The sequence below is a fragment of the Nocardia sp. NPDC050718 genome (assembly GCF_040654235.1).
Taxonomy (GTDB): domain Bacteria; phylum Actinomycetota; class Actinomycetes; order Mycobacteriales; family Mycobacteriaceae; genus Nocardia.
Map to the genome: position 1 here is coordinate 253,222 of NZ_JBFAHQ010000005.1, position 15,334 is coordinate 268,555.

A 15,334-nucleotide genomic window follows, 5' to 3' on the forward strand; every position below is an offset into this window, starting at 1 on the left:
CCCCCAAAAGTGCGGGAAATATCTCCTTGCGGTCGGAACGACCCGGCTGACATGGCACAATAGGCCCATGCACGCAACTGGAGTACGACTCGTGGCCCGGCGCCACGTCGACTTCCAGCGTGTCTGCAGCGCCTGTTGTCGGCCCGGTTTCCACCGGTAGCGCAGCGGCGTCCACGCCCGGGTCTCCCCCGGTGCCATCGACTTTCATCGGCCCGCTGACCACCTGACGCGAGCCAGCCCCTCGCGCCTTCAGCACGGATGTACCACCCACCCCCGCAGGAGCGACCCCACATGACGTCGAGCACCGACGCCGCTTCGACCGAACAGTCGACGCCGGCCCGCCCCGAGCGCCCGGCAGCCGAACGCCGCGTCCGGCCCGATCGGCCGCGCAGCGAAGCCCCCGTCGCGCCGCGCGAGCGCACCGGCAAGCCGGTCCGCCGCCGCTCCGAGGGCCAGTGGGCCCTCGGCTACCGCGAGCCGCTGAACCCGAACGAGCAGTCCAAGAAGGACGACAACCCGCTCAACGTGCGCGCGCGCATCGAGAACATCTACGCCAAGGGCGGCTTCGACTCGATCGACAAAGCCGACCTGCGCGGCCGCTTCCGCTGGTGGGGTCTCTACACCCAGCGCGAAGAGGGCTACGACGGCACCTGGACCGACGACGACAACATCGACATCCTCGAAGCCAAGTACTTCATGATGCGGGTGCGCTGCGACGCGGGCGCGCTCAGCGTCGCCCAGCTGCGCACCATCGGCGGCATCTCCACCGAGTTCGGTCGCGACACCGCCGACCTGTCCGACCGCGAGAACGTCCAGTACCACTGGATCGAGGTCGAGAACGTCCCGGAGATCTGGCGGCGGCTGGAGTCGGTCGGTCTGCACACCACCGAGGCCTGCGGTGACTGCCCCCGCGTCGTCCTCGGTTCGCCGCTGGCCGGTGAGTCGCTAGACGAGATCATCGACCCGACCTGGGCCATCGACGAGATCGTGAAGCGCTACATCGGGAAGAAGGAGTACTCCAACCTTCCCCGCAAGTTCAAGACCGCGATCTCGGGTCAGCAGGACGTGGTGCACGAGATCAACGACGTCGCCTTCGTCGGCGTGAACCATCCCGAGCACGGCCCCGGCCTCGACCTCTGGGTCGGCGGCGGTCTGTCGACCAACCCGATGCTGGCCAAGCGGGTCGGCGCGTGGGTGCCGCTCGACGAGGTGCCCGACGTGTGGGAGGCCGTGGTCTCGCTGTTCCGCGACTACGGCTACCGCCGCCTGCGCACCAAGGCCCGCCTGAAGTTCCTGATCAAGGACTGGGGCATCGAGAAGTTCCGCCAGGTGCTCGAGGACGAGTACCTCAAGCGCAAGCTGATCGACGGCCCCGCGCCGGAGCAGCCGGCCAAGCCGATCGACCACGTCGGCGTGCAGAAGCTGCGCAACGGCCTCAACGCCGTCGGCTTCTCCCCCATCGCCGGTCGCGTCTCGGGCACCATCCTGAGCAAGGTCGCCGACGCCGCCGAGAAGTACGGCTCGGACCGCATCCGGTTCACCCCGTACCAGAAGCTGATCATCCTCGACATCGCCGACGATCAGGTCGACGCGCTGATCGACGAGCTGGAGCCGCTGGGTCTGCAGGCCCGTCCGTCGATCTGGCGGCGCAACCTGCTCGCCTGCTCGGGCATCGAGTTCTGCAAGCTGTCCTTCGTCGAGACCCGCAAGCGGTCGCAGGTGCTCGCGCCGGAGCTCGAGCAGCGCCTGGCCGACATCAACGCCGAGCTCGACGTGCCGATCACCATCAACATCAACGGCTGCCCGAACTCCTGCGGCCGGTCCCAGATCGCCGACATCGGCTTCAAGGGGCAGCTCGTCGACGACGGCGACGGGAATCAGGTCGAGGGTTTCCAGGTTCACCTGGGTGGCAGCCTCGGTCTGGATTCCGGATTCGGCCGCAAGCTGCGTCAGCACAAGGTGACCAGCGTGGAGCTCGGTGACTACATCGACCGCGTCGTACGCAACTTCGTCAAGAACCGGGAAGCCGGTGAGCGATTCGCGGTGTGGGCCGTGCGCGCCGACGAGGCCGACCTCCGCTAGTGGATGAGGGGATCTCAACTGTGACAACGAATCTCGCCGCGAAGCTGTCCGAGGACGAGCTGCGGGCCATCGCCGAGCAAGGCGCGGCCGAGCTCGGCACCGAGGCCTCGGCCGCCGACCTGATCGCCTGGACCGACCGCACCTTCGGCACCAACTACATCGTCGCCTCGAACATGCAGGACGGCGTGCTGGTGCACCTGGCCGCGCAGACCCGGCCCGGCGTCGACGTGCTGTTCCTCGACACCGGCTACCACTTCGCCGAGACCATCGGCACCCGCGACGCGGTCGAGGCCGTCTACGGGGTGAACGTGGTCAACGTGCGCCCCGAACACAGTGTCGCCGAACAGGATCAGCTGCTCGGCAAGGATCTGTTCGCCCGCGACGCCGCGGAATGCTGCCGGTTGCGCAAGGTCGTTCCGCTGAAGAAGTCCCTGGCCGGCTACAACGCCTGGGTCACCGGCATCCGCCGCGTCGAGGCGCCCACCCGCGCCAACGCGCCGCTGATCTCGTTCGACGAAGCCTTCGGACTGGTGAAGATCAACCCGATCGCGCCGTGGTCCGACGACGAGATGCAGGCCTACATCGAGGCCAACGGCATCCTCGTCAATCCCCTGGTGGAGGAGGGTTATCCGTCCATCGGCTGCGCGCCGTGCACGCGCAAGCCCGAGCCGGGGTCCGATCCGCGCAGCGGCCGCTGGGCCGGCCTCGCCAAGACCGAATGCGGATTGCACCAATCATGACCATCACCACCACCGGGAGTGAGCCTGTGAGTACCAACACCACCGAACGCGACCTCGGCCTGACTGAGTTCGACACCCTCGCGGCGCTGGAATCCGAGGCGATCCACATCTTCCGTGAGGTCGCGGGCGAATTCGAGCGGCCGGTGATCCTGTTCTCCGGCGGCAAGGACTCGACCGTGCTGCTGCACCTGGCGCTCAAGGCCTTCTGGCCCGCGCCGCTGCCGTTCGCGCTGCTGCACGTCGACACCGGGCACAACCTGGACGAGGTGCTCGAGTTCCGCGACAAGGTGGTGGACAAGTACGGCCTGCGCCTGCACGTCGCTTCGGTCGAGGAGTACCTGGCCGACGGCCGGCTCACCGAGCGCCCCGACGGCATCCGCAACCCGCTGCAGACCGTCCCGCTGCTCGACGCCATCACCGAGCACCGCTTCGACGCGGTCTTCGGCGGCGGCCGTCGCGACGAGGAGCGCTCGCGCGCCAAGGAGCGGATCTTCTCGCTGCGCAACGCCTTCGGCCAGTGGGACCCGAAGCGCCAGCGCCCCGAGCTGTGGAACCTCTACAACGGCAAGCACGCGCCGGGTGAGCACGTGCGGGTGTTCCCGCTGAGCAACTGGACCGAGCTCGACATCTGGCGTTACATCGCCCGCGAGGACATCGACCTGGCCAGCATCTACTACGCCCACGAGCGCCCGGTGTACCAGCGCGACGGCATGTGGATGACCCCCGGTGTCTGGGGTGGCCCGGCCGAGAACGAGGTGCTGGAGACCCGCTCGGTGCGCTACCGCACCGTCGGCGACGGTTCCACCACCGGCGCCATCATCTCCGACGCGGCCGACAACGAGGCCATCCTGGCCGAGGTCGCCGCGTCCCGACTGACCGAACGTGGTGCTACTCGCGGCGACGACCGTGTGTCGGAAGCCGCCATGGAAGACCGCAAGCGAGAGGGTTATTTCTGATGTCCGACCTATTGAGGCTGGCCACCGCCGGTTCTGTCGACGACGGTAAGTCCACCCTGGTCGGACGGCTGCTCTACGACACGAAGTCCGTGCTGGCCGATCAGATCGACGCCGTCACCCGCGCCTCGGTCGACAAGGGTCTGTCCACCCCGGACCTGTCGCTGCTGGTCGACGGTCTGCGTGCCGAGCGCGAGCAGGGCATCACCATCGACGTGGCGTACCGCTACTTCGCCACGCCCAAGCGGTCTTTCGTGCTCGCCGACACCCCCGGTCACGTGCAGTACACCCGCAACACGGTGTCCGGCGCGTCCACCGCGCAGCTGGTGATCCTGCTGGTCGACGCGCGCAAGGGCGTCATCGAGCAGACCCGCCGCCACGCCGCGGTGCTGGCGCTGCTCGGCGTGCCGAAGCTGGTGCTGGCCGTGAACAAGATCGACCTGGTCGACAATCCGGCCGAGGTGTTCGCCGCGATCTCCGCGGAGTTCAACTCGCTGACCGCGAAGCTGGGCTGGGCCGACGAGGACGTCCTCGAGATCCCGGTCTCGGCACTGCACGGCGACAACATCGCCAGCCGGTCGGACAACACCCCGTACTACGACGGCCCCTCGCTGATCGAGCACCTGGAATCGGTGCCGGTGGACGCGGATTCGACCGGCGCGCACGCCCTCGGCCTGCGTTTCCCGGTGCAGTACGTGATCCGGCCGCGCACCGCCGAGTACCCCGATTACCGCGGCTACGCGGGCCAGATCGCGGCCGGTTCGGTCTCCCCCGGTGACGAGATCGTGGTGCTGCCCTCGGGCAAGCGCACCACCGTCGAGCGCATCGACACCCCCGACGGCGAACTCGCCGTCGCCCAGGTGGGCCGCAGCGTGACGCTGATCCTGGCCGACGAGGTCGACATCTCGCGCGGCGACATCATCGCCTCGGTGGCCGACGCGCCGGAGGCGATCGACACCTTCGACGCGACCGTGTGCTGGCTGGGCGACAAGTCGCTGCGTCCCGGCGCCCGGCTGCTGCTCAAGCACGGCGCCAAGACCACGCAGGCGATCGTCGGCGCGCTCGTGGAGCGGTTCGACGAGCAGACCCTGACCGCCGAGCCGAGCCCGGAGACGCTGGAGCTCAACGACATCGGCCGGGTGTCGCTGCGCCTGGCCGAGCCGATCCCGGCCGACGACTACCGCACCAACCGGCACACCGGGTCGTTCCTGCTGATCGACCCCGCCGGTGGCAACACCCTGGCCGCCGGCCTGGTCGGCGATGTGCTGACCTCGGTCGAGGTCGGTACCGCGGTCTGATGACGTCGGTACTCGCCCCGCTGCGTGGTGCCGCCGTGGCGCCGCGCGGCGGGCGCGGGCTCGCGCTGATCCTGGTCGCCCACGGCAGCCGTGACCCGCGTTCGGCGGCGAACGCGGCGGCCGTGCGCGATCTGGTCGCCGCGCAGCGACCGGACCTGACCGTCCGGCTCGCCTTTCTCGATCTCAACGCGCCGTCGGTCGACCAGGTCGTCGACGCGGTCGCCGCGCAGGGCCACACCGGCGCGATCGTGGTGCCGATGCTGCTCGGCAGCGCGTTCCACGCCCGCGTCGATCTGCCCGGACTGCTCGACGTGGCACGGCGCAGACATCCGCTGCTCCAGCTGGATCAGGCCGACGTCCTCGGTCCCGATCCACGCCTGATCACCGCTCTGTGCGACCGGATCGTCGAGGCCGTCCCCACCGGGGCGGGCCGGATCGGGATCGCCGTGGCCGCGGTCGGTTCCTCGCGCGCCGGCGCCAACGAGCGCACCGCCGAGGTCGCCGTCGAGGTGGCTCGGCGCACCGGACTGCGCACCGAGATCTGCTTCGCGACCAGCGAACCCACTGTTCGGGAGGCGGCCGAGCGACTGCGCGCCCGCGGCGCCGAACGCCTCGTCGTCGCGCCGTGGTTCCTCGCGCCCGGCCTGCTCACCGACCGGTTGCGCACCGCCGCACCGGAATTCGTCCATGTCCCGGCGCTGGGCGCGCACCCGCTGCTCGCCGCCGTCGTGTGGGATCGCTACGACGTGGCCGTCGGCGCGGAGTGGGAACTGACCGCCTGAGCGATCCGCCTCAAGGGTGCGCTACGACGGAGTCCGGTACCGGCGCGATATCGGGGACGAACGAGTCCAGCGCGGCCGCACCGATTTCCACCGGCACTCCCTGCGGAGCCGGCATCGAGGGGGCATCGATCGGTACCCCTTGACCGGGATCGGCGGGGATACCGCGCGTTTCGAGTGGGGCCTGCGCCGGGATCTCGACTGTCAGCGTCCACGGCACCTGGTCGGACGGCACGTCGTGCCCCGGCGTGGCCGAGTCCGGTGTCGTCGGCGGATAGGCCACGGAGACGCTCGCCGAGCTCTCGACGAATCCGGTGGGCTCCGCTCTCGTGGATCCCACCGACGAATCCACAACCGCCCGGTCGGGCGTCCGCTCGTCGTGATCAGCCACCGAGGGGTCCGATGGCGACAGGTCCGCGTTCTCGGGTCCACGCGGGGTCCAGCGGCTCGCCGGAACGACCGGCAGTGCGCGTTCCGGCCCGGAAACCGGTGCCGCGCCGACGTGCTCGCCGGGCACCGCGGGCAGCGCCCGCCCGGGTGCCGCCACCAGCGCACCGCCACGCCCGTCGTCGGCGCGCAGCAGCCCCAGCGCGACCGAGAACAGCAGGGGCACCGCGATCGCGGCGGCGACGAGCGCACCGCGCGAGATCGGCCGACGGACCGGAACCAGTACGGTGCCCGCGGCCGCGCGCCGCGCGCCGAGCAGCGCCGCGCCCCGGGCGATGGACTCGCCCGGCACCGGTTCACGCAGGACCGGACAGCGCAGGGCGTCGGCCAGCGCGTGCGCCACCTCGACCGGGGACGCCGCACCGCCGACGAGAAGCACCGCGTCGAGGCGCCCGGCGGAAAGCCCTGCGGTACGCAGGCATTCGTGCACGAGGGGCAGTGAATCCCGGACGAGCCGATCGCGGACCGCGAGCGCGTGCCCCGGATCCGGAGCGGCGGGTTCCTCCTCCTCCGCCAGATCGTGCGCGGTGACCGCCAGCGCCGCGGCGGTCGAGCGGCCACCGAACGCATAGGACCGGGCGGGCCGACCGGCGATCCGATGCCCCCGCCGGTCCCGCACGACCACCGCGAGATCGAGCGAGGTCGCGCCCAGGTCGTACACCAGCAGGGTCGCCGAATCCGGTGCGGCAGTGACGGTCTCGTCCGACCGATCGAGCACCGCGGCGGCCGCGATCGGCTCGGGCACCAACTCGACCTCACCCAGCCGTGCCCGTCCGAGCTCACGCCGGAGCGCGGCGAGGTGCCGCTCGTCGTAGACGGCGGGGACGGTCAGCACGGTGTGCTCGGCGACCGCGCCGTGCGCGGCCATCGCGTCCCCGAGCACCCGGACGACCAGTTCCTCGGCCGGGGGTTCGAGCAACAGCCCACCGGCGATGGTCAGGTCGGCGAAACCGAGGATCCGGTCCGCCCGGGAGCCGGTCCGGTCCCGCCGCACCACCGGATCGTCGCCGCCGCCGAGCACCGCGCAGACCGTGTTGCGCGCACCGATGGACACTCCCCAGCCGACCGCCATCGCACACCCATCTCTCTCGGCCGACAGCGGCCGGGAACGTCTTTACCCGACCCGAAGAAATAGTTTAGCCTCTCCTAATCTTTTGCTGGAACACCGGGTGGAGGCCTCGATGGCGGAGAACTTGCTGGTCATTCGACCTGAAGCGGCTGTTGCGCCGACGATCTGGGGCACGCTCCGTGCCCCGGCACCGCGCGGCGGCCGCTGGCCCGCCCCCGAACCCGAGCGGCCGATCGGCCCGCTCGATTCCTGGTGGCTCATCGGCGCCGCGGCACTCGGATCGACGGTACTGCTCGGCGGCGTCCTGTGGGTGGCCACCCACGTCCACCCGGACCCCGCGCTGCACACCGCCGGACTGTTCGTCCACCTGGCGGGGCTGACACTCGGATTCGGCGGGGTACTCATCGCCGACTACCTGACCGCGCTGTGGCTGACCGGGCGCAGCACCCTGGCCGAGGCGATGGCAGGCGTCTCCCGGATGCACGTGCCGATCTGGCTCGGTCTCGCGACGCTCGTCGTCAGCGGTACCGTGCTCGAGCCGAATCTCGGTTCGCCGCTGACCCAGACCAAGATGGTGCTGACCGCGATTCTCACCGTCAACGGCTTACAGGCGACGGTGCTGAGCACGCGACTGGCCGAACGGACGACCGCACCGCTCCCGCCGCGATTGCTGCTCTGGGGTGCCGCCTCCGGTGCGATCTCCCAGATCTGCTGGTGGGGCGCCATCGCCATCGGCTTCTGGAACGCCCAGCACTGACCCGAGACCCCCGGGTCGAGTGACCCAGTTCACAGGTCACCCCTCTTCACTAGATACCCCCAGGGGGTATATGTTCGTAGCAACGCACAGCGAACAGAAAAGAGGCGATCACGATGACCACCAACGCCCACGCCGGACACCACACCCACGCCGGACACGCTGACACCGCGCACGCGGCACATCAGAACAACCACGCGGACAACGGAATCGATACCGCCGCGCACGCGGCACACCAGGGACACGGCAAGCACGCGGCCGCCGACCACGGCGACGCCCACGCGGGCCACGCCGCGGGCGCGCCGGGCGGCCTGCTGGTCACCCAGGACGGGTACACCCTCGACCTCGACACCACCATCGCCGCGCCAGGCGCCATCGACTTCCGGTTCCGGATCCTCGGCCCGGACGGGGCGGCGGTCACCGAGTTCGACCCCATCCACGACCGCGAACTGCATCTGATCGTCGCGCGCCGGGAGCTGACCGGGTTCTGGCACGTCCATCCGGTGCGCGAGGCCGACGGCACCTGGGTGATCCGCCTCGACCTGCCCGAGGCGGGCGCCTACCGGGTCTTCACCGATATCGCGCCGCGCGCGCTGGGCCGCACGATCACCCTCGGCGCCGACCTCGCGATCGCGGGCCACTATGCGCCGCAACCGGTTCCGGCGGTCGGGCGCACCGCGACGGTCGACGGGTACGAGGTCACCGTCGACGGCGAGCTGCGCGCCGAGGGCGATCTACTCACGCTGACCGTCCGCAAAGACGGTGCGCCGGTGACGGATCTGCAGCCCTACCTGGCCGCCTTCGGCCACCTGGTGATCCTGCGCGCGGGCGATCTCGCCTACGTGCACGTGCATCCGAACGGCGAACCCGGCGACGGCGTCACCCCGGCCGGACCCGAGATCACCTTCCACACCGCCGTTCCCGGTCCGGGCACCTACCGCCTGTTCCTCGATTTCCGGCACGGCGAGGTGGTCCGCACCGCCGCGTTCACGCTCACCGCGGGCATCGCGGCGCCGCGGCACGCCGAGCACGCCGGACACGCACACCACCACTGAGTCGCCGATCGATGGCGTTTCCGGGGCCGGTCAGGACGCGAGCAGACGCGTGGCGATGGCGCGCGCGGCGTCGACCCGCGCCGAATCCCCGATCTGGCGTGCGATATTGGCCGCGCTCACCACCGCGTCGAGCTCGAACACCAGCTGCTCCGGGTCGGCGCCGGCGAAATCACCGAGCTCCTGCGCCTTGCGGATCTCGACGGCCAGCAGCGCCAGCCACTCGTCGTGGTCGGCCACCACGGCATCGCGGACCGGCCCCTCCTTGCTGCTGTACTCGGTCAGCGTGGCGACGCGAAAACAGCCACCGGGGAAGGGCGGATCCTCGATGTGCGCGAACCAGCGGTCGATCAGCGTCCTGATCCGGCCCGCGCCGCGGGACTCCCTCAGGCTCGGCGCGATCACCCGTTCGATGAACACGTCACGGGCGGTCGCCACGGCGGCCAGCTGCAGCGCCTCCTTGGTGCCGAACAGCGTGGCGATGCCGCTCTTGCTGATCCCCAGATCGGTGGCGAGCATGCCGATGCTGATGCCGTCCAGCCCTTCGATGGAGGCGAGCTCGGCGGCGCGCCGCGCGATCGTGGCCCTGGCGCGGGCGCCCTTGGCCAGTCGTTGGTCGCCGGACTCGGTCAGCTGGGTCATGAACTCCATTGTTCCACCGCCTCTTGCATGAGTGAACGATCGGTCGTACTTTTATCTACGAACGATCGTACGTTCTTATTTCTCCTCCGTGAAGGAACTTCCCATGACCGACGTTTCCGCTCGGCCCGAAGATTCGCCGACCAGCACGCCACCCGACACCGGCGCCGCGGGCCGCACCCTGGCCGTGTCGGCGGGTGCCGCGTTCATCGCCTTCCTCGACCTGTCCGTGGTCAACATCGCGTTCCCCACCATTTCCACCACCTACCCCGGCACCGCGACCAGCACGCTGACCTGGATCGTCAGCGGCTACGCGATCGCCTTCGCCGCCCTGCTGACGCCGGCGGGCCGGCTGGCCGACGTGCTCGGGCGGCGCCGGATGTTCGCCCTCGCACTGGCCGGATTCGCCGTCACCTCGCTGCTGTGCGGACTCGCGCCGAGCGCGGGCTGGCTCATCGCCGGACGCGTATTGCAGGGCATGACGGCGGCGTTCATGGTGCCCGCCGCGCTGGCGCTGGTGCTGGCCGCCACACCCAGGGAGAAGATCGGCTCCGCCATCGCCGTCTGGACGGCCGCGGGCGGCTTCGCCGCGGTGGTCGGCCCGGCCATCGGCGGCGCGCTCGTCGAAAGCCTGGGCTGGCGCGCGGTCTTCCTCGTCAACGTGCCGATCGCGCTCGCGCTGATCGTGCCCGGCCTGCGACTGCCGAGCACCGACGACACCCGCCGCGACGCCGCCCTGCCCGATCCGCTGGGCATCCTCGCCGTCGCGATCGGCCTCGGCGCCGTCGTCGCCGCCATCACCGAGGGACAGACCTGGGGCTGGACCGCGCCCGGCACGCTCGCCGCGCTGATCGGCGGCACGGTGCTGGTGGCGTTCGCGCTGGTGCGCTCGGCACGGCACCCCGATCCGGCCGTGGCCGTAGCACTGTGGCGGGACCGGCAATTCGCGCTCGCCAACGCGGGTTCGCTCCTGTTCGGCGCGACCATGTTCGCCTGGCTGCTCGCCGGACCGATGTTCCTGGACGCGCTCTGGGGCTACTCGGTGCTCGAATCGGCCGCGGCGCTGACCGTCGGCGCGGCGGCGTCGATGGTGACCTCGGTGATCGTCGGCCGGATCACCGCGCCGCAGGGCCAGCGCTGGGCCGGGGTGATCGGCGCGCTGATGTACGCCGCCTCGCTGGCCTGGATGAGCACCGACGCGTTCGGCCCCGACCCCGCGCTGTGGTCGGCGTGGGTGCCCGCCGGGCTGCTCGGCGGCGGCGGGATCGGCATCGTGGTCACCGTGCTCGGCACGGCGGCCGCGAGTTCGGTTCCCCCGCAGCAGTTCGCGGCCGGGATCGGTATGAACGTGACCGCCCGGCAGGTGGGTGGCGCGCTCGGGGTGGCGGTGCTCGCCGCCGTCTTCACCGCGATTCCCGGCGACGCGGTGCGCGCCTTCCACACGGTGTTCGCCGTCGGCGCGGTGATCGGTCTCGCGGTCGCGCTGCTGCTCGTCGTCCCGTCCCGTGCCCATACTGATCGCTAGGAGTTGCGAGATGTCGTCCACCACACCGTTGTCCGAGCAGTACACCGAGGCCGACGATCCACTCCTGCTGCACCCCGACGAGGCGAGCGCGCTGCTGCGCGACGCGCCGTGGCAGCGCTTCGCGGTGCTGGGCGACTCGATCGCCGCGGGCACCGGCGACCCGAGCCCCGGCTACGCGCCGGGCGGGTGGGCCGACCGGGTCGCCGCCGTCCTGTCGTCGGTGAATCCCGCGCTGGTGTACCGCAATACCGGCCGGATCGGCGCGACCAGCACCCAGGTCAGGCAGTATCAGCTGCCCGAGATCCTGGACTTCGCGCCGGATCTCGTGCACATCAGTTGCGGCGGCAACGATCTGTTCGAAGCGGGCGGCGACCCGAACCGGCTGCGGAACAACCTCTCGGCGATGTTCGCCGAACTGGCCGCGACGGGAGCGCGGTTGTCGGTGTTCACCGTGGCCGATGTGTGGGAGATCGAGCGGATGGCGCCGATGCGGCCCATGCGGCCGCGCATGGCCGAGATGAACGAGGTGATCCGTGCGGTGGCCGCCGACTACGACGCGGTGCTCACCGAGTTCTGGGATCACCCGGTGCGGACGCGGCCGGGCCTGATGAGTGCCGATCTCATCCACTTCACCACCAGCGGGCACGCGGTCGTGGCGACCGAGGTGATCCGCGCACTGGCCGCGCGCCTCGACAGCTAGTGCGCTGTGGTGTCGGCGGTAGCCCCGCCGGCACCACAGCGCGGTCAGCTGTTGCCGCGGACCAATTCGGTGCCGAGGGCCACGAGTTCGGCGCGGACTTCCGGCGGTCCGAGCACCTCGACATCGGCGCCCCAGCCCGCCAATTGCCGGGCGACCATCTTCGCGGTGTCGGCGGTGATCCTGGCCTCGACCCGGCCGTCCTCGGTGGGTCCGAGCAGGGTGCAGTTGCGGCCCTGCTGATCGGCCAGGATCGGTGCGAGCGCCGCCGACACCAGCACCGTCGCGGCGACGGCGGCCCGCCGTTCCTCCATCCGGGTGACGATCCGCGCCCACTCTCCGGCGAGTTCGAAATCCGCAGGGCGATCGGCTGTTTCGGCGAGGACCGTGACCGCGCCGATCCGGTCCAGCCGGAACGTCCGGCGACCACGCTCGGTCCCCGCGACGAGGTACCAGACCGTCTCCTTCTCCACCAGTCCCCACGGATGCACGACGCGAACCGTGCGTTCCCCGGCCCGCGAGTACTCCATGCGGACCTGGCGGCGATCGACCACCGCCTGCTGCAACAGAGACAGCGCCGCGGGTGGTTGCGGGTCAGGTCGGCCCCAGCGGGCGGGGTCGACGACGACCGCGTCGGCCGCCGCGGCGGCGTCCGCCCGGAAGGTCTGCGGCAGGGCCCGCACCAGCTTGCGCAGGGCGGACTTCACCTCCGGCGCGGCCTGCGCGGCCGGTCCGGCGAGCAGGAACAGCGCCCTGGTCTCGCCCGCGGTCAGCCCGGACAGATCGGTGCGCGCGCCGCCGATCAGCGACCAGCCCCCACCACGGCCCGCCTGCGGATACACCGGGATGCCCGCCGCCGACAATGCCTCCAGGTCACGGCGGGCGGTCGCCACCGAGACCTCCAATTCGGTGGCGACCTCGGCGGCCGTCACTCGGCCGCGCGCCTGCATCAACAGCAGGGTGGCCACCAATCTGTCCGCTCGCATAGTTCTTGATTCTGCCCAACAAAGTGCTCATTCGGTGAGCACTTTGACTGGCAGAGTCGTTCTCACCACAACGACGACATCGGGAGCAGACATGCTGCAGGGAATGGCGACCACCACCTACTACGCCGACGACCTCACCGCCGCCAAGGACTGGTACACCGAGTTCCTCGGCCTGGCACCGTATTACGAGGTGCCGGGCGGCTACTACGAGTTCCGGGTCGGGCCGATGCAGGCCGAGCTCGGCATCATCAACCGCGCCTATGCTCCCGCGGGCGCCCGCAACGCCCCCGGTGGTGGCGGTGTCGTGTTCTGGCATGTCGACGATCTCGCCGCGACCTTCGCCCGGCTGCTCGCCCTCGGTGCCACCGAGTACGAGCCGATCACCGAGCGCGGCGAAGGCGCGGGATTCGCGACCGCGGCGGTGCTCGACCCGTTCGGCAATGTGCTCGGGATCATGAGCAACCCGCACTTCGTCGCCATGACCGCCGAGCGGGACGCGGCGGCGTCGGCCTAGCCGGTCAGGCGGCGAACCAGCGCTCGAGGACGGTGGCGACACCGTCCTCGGTGACGTCGCCGGTCACTTCGTCGGCCAGGGCGAGGATCGAGTCCGGCGAGCCCGCCATCGCGACGGAATGGGCTGCCCAGCGCAGCATCTCGCGATCGTTGAAGCCGTCACCGATCGCCAGGGTGGCCTCCGGCTCGATGCCGAGCGCGAGCCGGAGCCGTTCCAGCGCCCAGCCTTTGGAGACGCCGCGGCGTGAGACCGTGACCCACGGGCCGAATTCGCCGTGCACCCAAGAGGCGTCGGGCACCTCCAGCGAGACGAGCAGGCTCAGCATCTCCTCGACGGTGCCGCCGGGCCACCAGCCGTTGAGCCGCGGTGTCGGCGAGCTGCCCAGCATCTGATGGTCGACGAGGAGGAACTCGCCGATGGAGAACTCGCCGGGTCCGTGCCCCGTCGCCCAGGTGCCCTCCCCCACCCGCTCGGCCGCGAAGATCATGTCCGGGAACAGCGCTCGCAGGGCGTGGATGGCGGGCGCCGGGTCGAACGACTGCACCGCGACCGGCTCACCCCGCGCCACATCGATGTGCACCGCGCCGTTGGAGCACAACGCGTGCCCCTCGGTGAGACCCAATTCCTTCAGCACCGGCCGTGTCGTCAGCAGGGTGCGCCCGGTGGTCACCACCACGTGCGCACCCGCCGCCACCGCGGCCCCCACCGCCGCCACGACCCGCGCGCTCACTTCGAACCCCGTCGCCAACAGAGTTCCGTCCACATCGAGCGCGATCAGTTTCGGCGCTCCCCCGAGTAATGCCATCTGCCCATTGTGCCCGTCCCCACCGACACCCACCCGAAAATCCGGCACCCCCTACCAGCCACGATCACCCACACCCGCAACTGATCTCACCCGCCCGATCGAGTACGTAGCCGCTCCAGCCCTGCCGAAGCGGGTCCGCTCATCGGCGGAACTCCCGCCTGCCGCACCTGAACCGAGTCGGCCGAGGCGCCGCGCCGGACGCGCTCGAACCGAGGTCGGCGGAAGTGCGGCCGGCGGCCGCTCGTCGACTTGCCAGATCGAATCGCGCACAGGGACGGCCGATCACGACACGACCACCGCTACGCCCCGGCCGCCACTACGATCCGGTCGTCCTGTCGGATCCGTTCGGTACCAACGAACTTCAGGCAGTCGGCGCACGAGGCAGCCACTCCGTTCCGTCAGGTCCAGGCGATGTGGCCTGGCAAACACCGGCCAGCGGCGCGAACCGTCACCCCACAGCCGCTCGCGCCACCACTCTGCACCCGCCGGATGAGGCGCCACCACCGGACACATCGCCGCCCGAGGCACGGCAGACAAGCGTGTGCGGATCAGCGACGCAAACCGCCACCGCCGGGAGCACCGCCGCGCGAGGAAAGAGCGCGGGCGTTCCGCGGGCCAGCGGCGCGAACCGCCACCGCTCTTGCACCAGGCGGATGAGGTGCAGCCGCCGGAAAACACCGCACTGGAAAGCAGGGCGGACAGGCGTGCGCGGATCAGCGGCGCGAACCACGACCACCGCCACCGCCGCTGGCTCCTCCGCCGCTCTTGCACCAGGCGGATGAGGCGCAGCCGCCGGAGGCGCAGCCACTCGAGGAGCCACCCGACGAGGCAGGGTAGACAGGCGTACGTGCATCAGCGGCGCGAACCGCCACCACCACCGCTGGCTCCGCCACCGCTCATGCACCAGGCGGATGAGGCGCAGCCGCCGGAGGCGCAGCCACTCGAGGAGCCACCCGACGAGGCAGGGTAGACAGGCGTACGTGCATCAGCGGCG

The 15,334-nt window shown here is 70.7% G+C and carries 14 protein-coding genes; 10 read left to right on the forward strand and 4 right to left on the reverse strand.

Going from position 1 to position 15,334, the window contains the following annotated elements:
* Positions 1–291 precede the first annotated feature (291 nt).
* The 5 genes from AB0H54_RS23895 to AB0H54_RS23915 are packed head-to-tail and all read left to right on the forward strand — an operon-like array spanning position 292 to position 5,855.
* Positions 292–2,082 carry a nitrite/sulfite reductase gene (locus tag AB0H54_RS23895; RefSeq protein ID WP_357347966.1) on the forward strand — a complete coding sequence of 597 codons (1,791 nt, stop codon included), beginning with the start codon at positions 292–294 and terminating at the stop codon, positions 2,080–2,082.
* A 20-nt stretch (positions 2,083–2,102) separates the two neighbouring features.
* Positions 2,103–2,822, forward strand: coding sequence for a phosphoadenylyl-sulfate reductase (locus AB0H54_RS23900; protein WP_357347968.1), 720 nt, complete (start codon positions 2,103–2,105; stop codon positions 2,820–2,822).
* Positions 2,819–3,778, forward strand: a complete 960-nt coding sequence (gene cysD, locus AB0H54_RS23905; RefSeq protein WP_357347970.1) for a sulfate adenylyltransferase subunit CysD — start codon at positions 2,819–2,821, stop codon at positions 3,776–3,778. Before AB0H54_RS23900 ends, cysD begins: the two co-directional genes overlap by 4 nt.
* On the forward strand, positions 3,778–5,073 hold the full coding sequence (locus AB0H54_RS23910) for a GTP-binding protein (protein ID WP_355278692.1): 1,296 nt from the start codon (positions 3,778–3,780) through the stop codon (positions 5,071–5,073). Before cysD ends, AB0H54_RS23910 begins: the two co-directional genes overlap by 1 nt.
* A complete protein-coding gene (locus tag AB0H54_RS23915; protein ID WP_357347972.1) occupies positions 5,073–5,855 on the forward strand; it encodes a sirohydrochlorin chelatase in 783 nt (260 codons plus the stop codon). The genes AB0H54_RS23910 and AB0H54_RS23915 overlap by 1 nt, the downstream gene beginning before the upstream one ends.
* Positions 5,856–5,865: 10 nt before the next feature.
* Here AB0H54_RS23915 and AB0H54_RS23920 read toward each other — a convergent pair whose 3' ends face one another.
* The gene (locus AB0H54_RS23920; protein ID WP_357347974.1) at positions 5,866–7,371 is read right to left on the reverse strand and encodes a hypothetical protein; all 1,506 of its coding nucleotides are present in this window, start codon (positions 7,369–7,371) and stop codon (positions 5,866–5,868) included.
* 109 nt (positions 7,372–7,480) lie between these two features.
* Here AB0H54_RS23920 and AB0H54_RS23925 point away from each other — a divergent pair, with 109 nt between their 5' ends.
* Both AB0H54_RS23925 and AB0H54_RS23930 read left to right on the forward strand, forming a co-directional pair.
* Positions 7,481–8,125, forward strand: a complete 645-nt coding sequence (locus AB0H54_RS23925; RefSeq protein WP_357347976.1) for a hypothetical protein — start codon at positions 7,481–7,483, stop codon at positions 8,123–8,125.
* A gap of 113 nt (positions 8,126–8,238) precedes the next feature.
* Entirely contained in the window at positions 8,239–9,177 is a 939-nt protein-coding gene (locus AB0H54_RS23930; RefSeq protein WP_357347978.1) for a hypothetical protein, read from the forward strand.
* A 30-nt stretch (positions 9,178–9,207) separates the two neighbouring features.
* On the opposite strand, the gene AB0H54_RS23935 is transcribed toward AB0H54_RS23930, so the two are convergent.
* Positions 9,208–9,816, reverse strand: a complete 609-nt coding sequence (locus tag AB0H54_RS23935; protein ID WP_357347980.1) for a TetR/AcrR family transcriptional regulator — start codon at positions 9,814–9,816, stop codon at positions 9,208–9,210.
* 103 nt (positions 9,817–9,919) lie between these two features.
* Here AB0H54_RS23935 and AB0H54_RS23940 point away from each other — a divergent pair, with 103 nt between their 5' ends.
* Together AB0H54_RS23940 and AB0H54_RS23945 are read left to right on the forward strand one after the other, a co-directional pair.
* Positions 9,920–11,338 (forward strand): MFS transporter, encoded by a 1,419-nt coding sequence (locus tag AB0H54_RS23940; protein WP_357347982.1) that lies wholly within the window; start codon positions 9,920–9,922, stop codon positions 11,336–11,338.
* A gap of 10 nt (positions 11,339–11,348) precedes the next feature.
* The gene (locus AB0H54_RS23945) at positions 11,349–12,038 is read left to right on the forward strand and encodes an SGNH/GDSL hydrolase family protein (RefSeq protein ID WP_357347984.1); all 690 of its coding nucleotides are present in this window, start codon (positions 11,349–11,351) and stop codon (positions 12,036–12,038) included.
* 44 nt (positions 12,039–12,082) lie between these two features.
* Here AB0H54_RS23945 and AB0H54_RS23950 read toward each other — a convergent pair whose 3' ends face one another.
* Positions 12,083–13,021 (reverse strand): YafY family protein, encoded by a 939-nt coding sequence (locus AB0H54_RS23950; protein ID WP_357347986.1) that lies wholly within the window; start codon positions 13,019–13,021, stop codon positions 12,083–12,085.
* 91 nt (positions 13,022–13,112) lie between these two features.
* Here AB0H54_RS23950 and AB0H54_RS23955 point away from each other — a divergent pair, with 91 nt between their 5' ends.
* Positions 13,113–13,535, forward strand: coding sequence for a VOC family protein (locus tag AB0H54_RS23955; protein ID WP_357347988.1), 423 nt, complete (start codon positions 13,113–13,115; stop codon positions 13,533–13,535).
* A gap of 4 nt (positions 13,536–13,539) precedes the next feature.
* Here AB0H54_RS23955 and AB0H54_RS23960 read toward each other — a convergent pair whose 3' ends face one another.
* Positions 13,540–14,340, reverse strand: coding sequence for an HAD hydrolase family protein (locus AB0H54_RS23960; protein WP_357347990.1), 801 nt, complete (start codon positions 14,338–14,340; stop codon positions 13,540–13,542).
* Between the last annotated feature and the right edge of the window lie 994 nt (positions 14,341–15,334).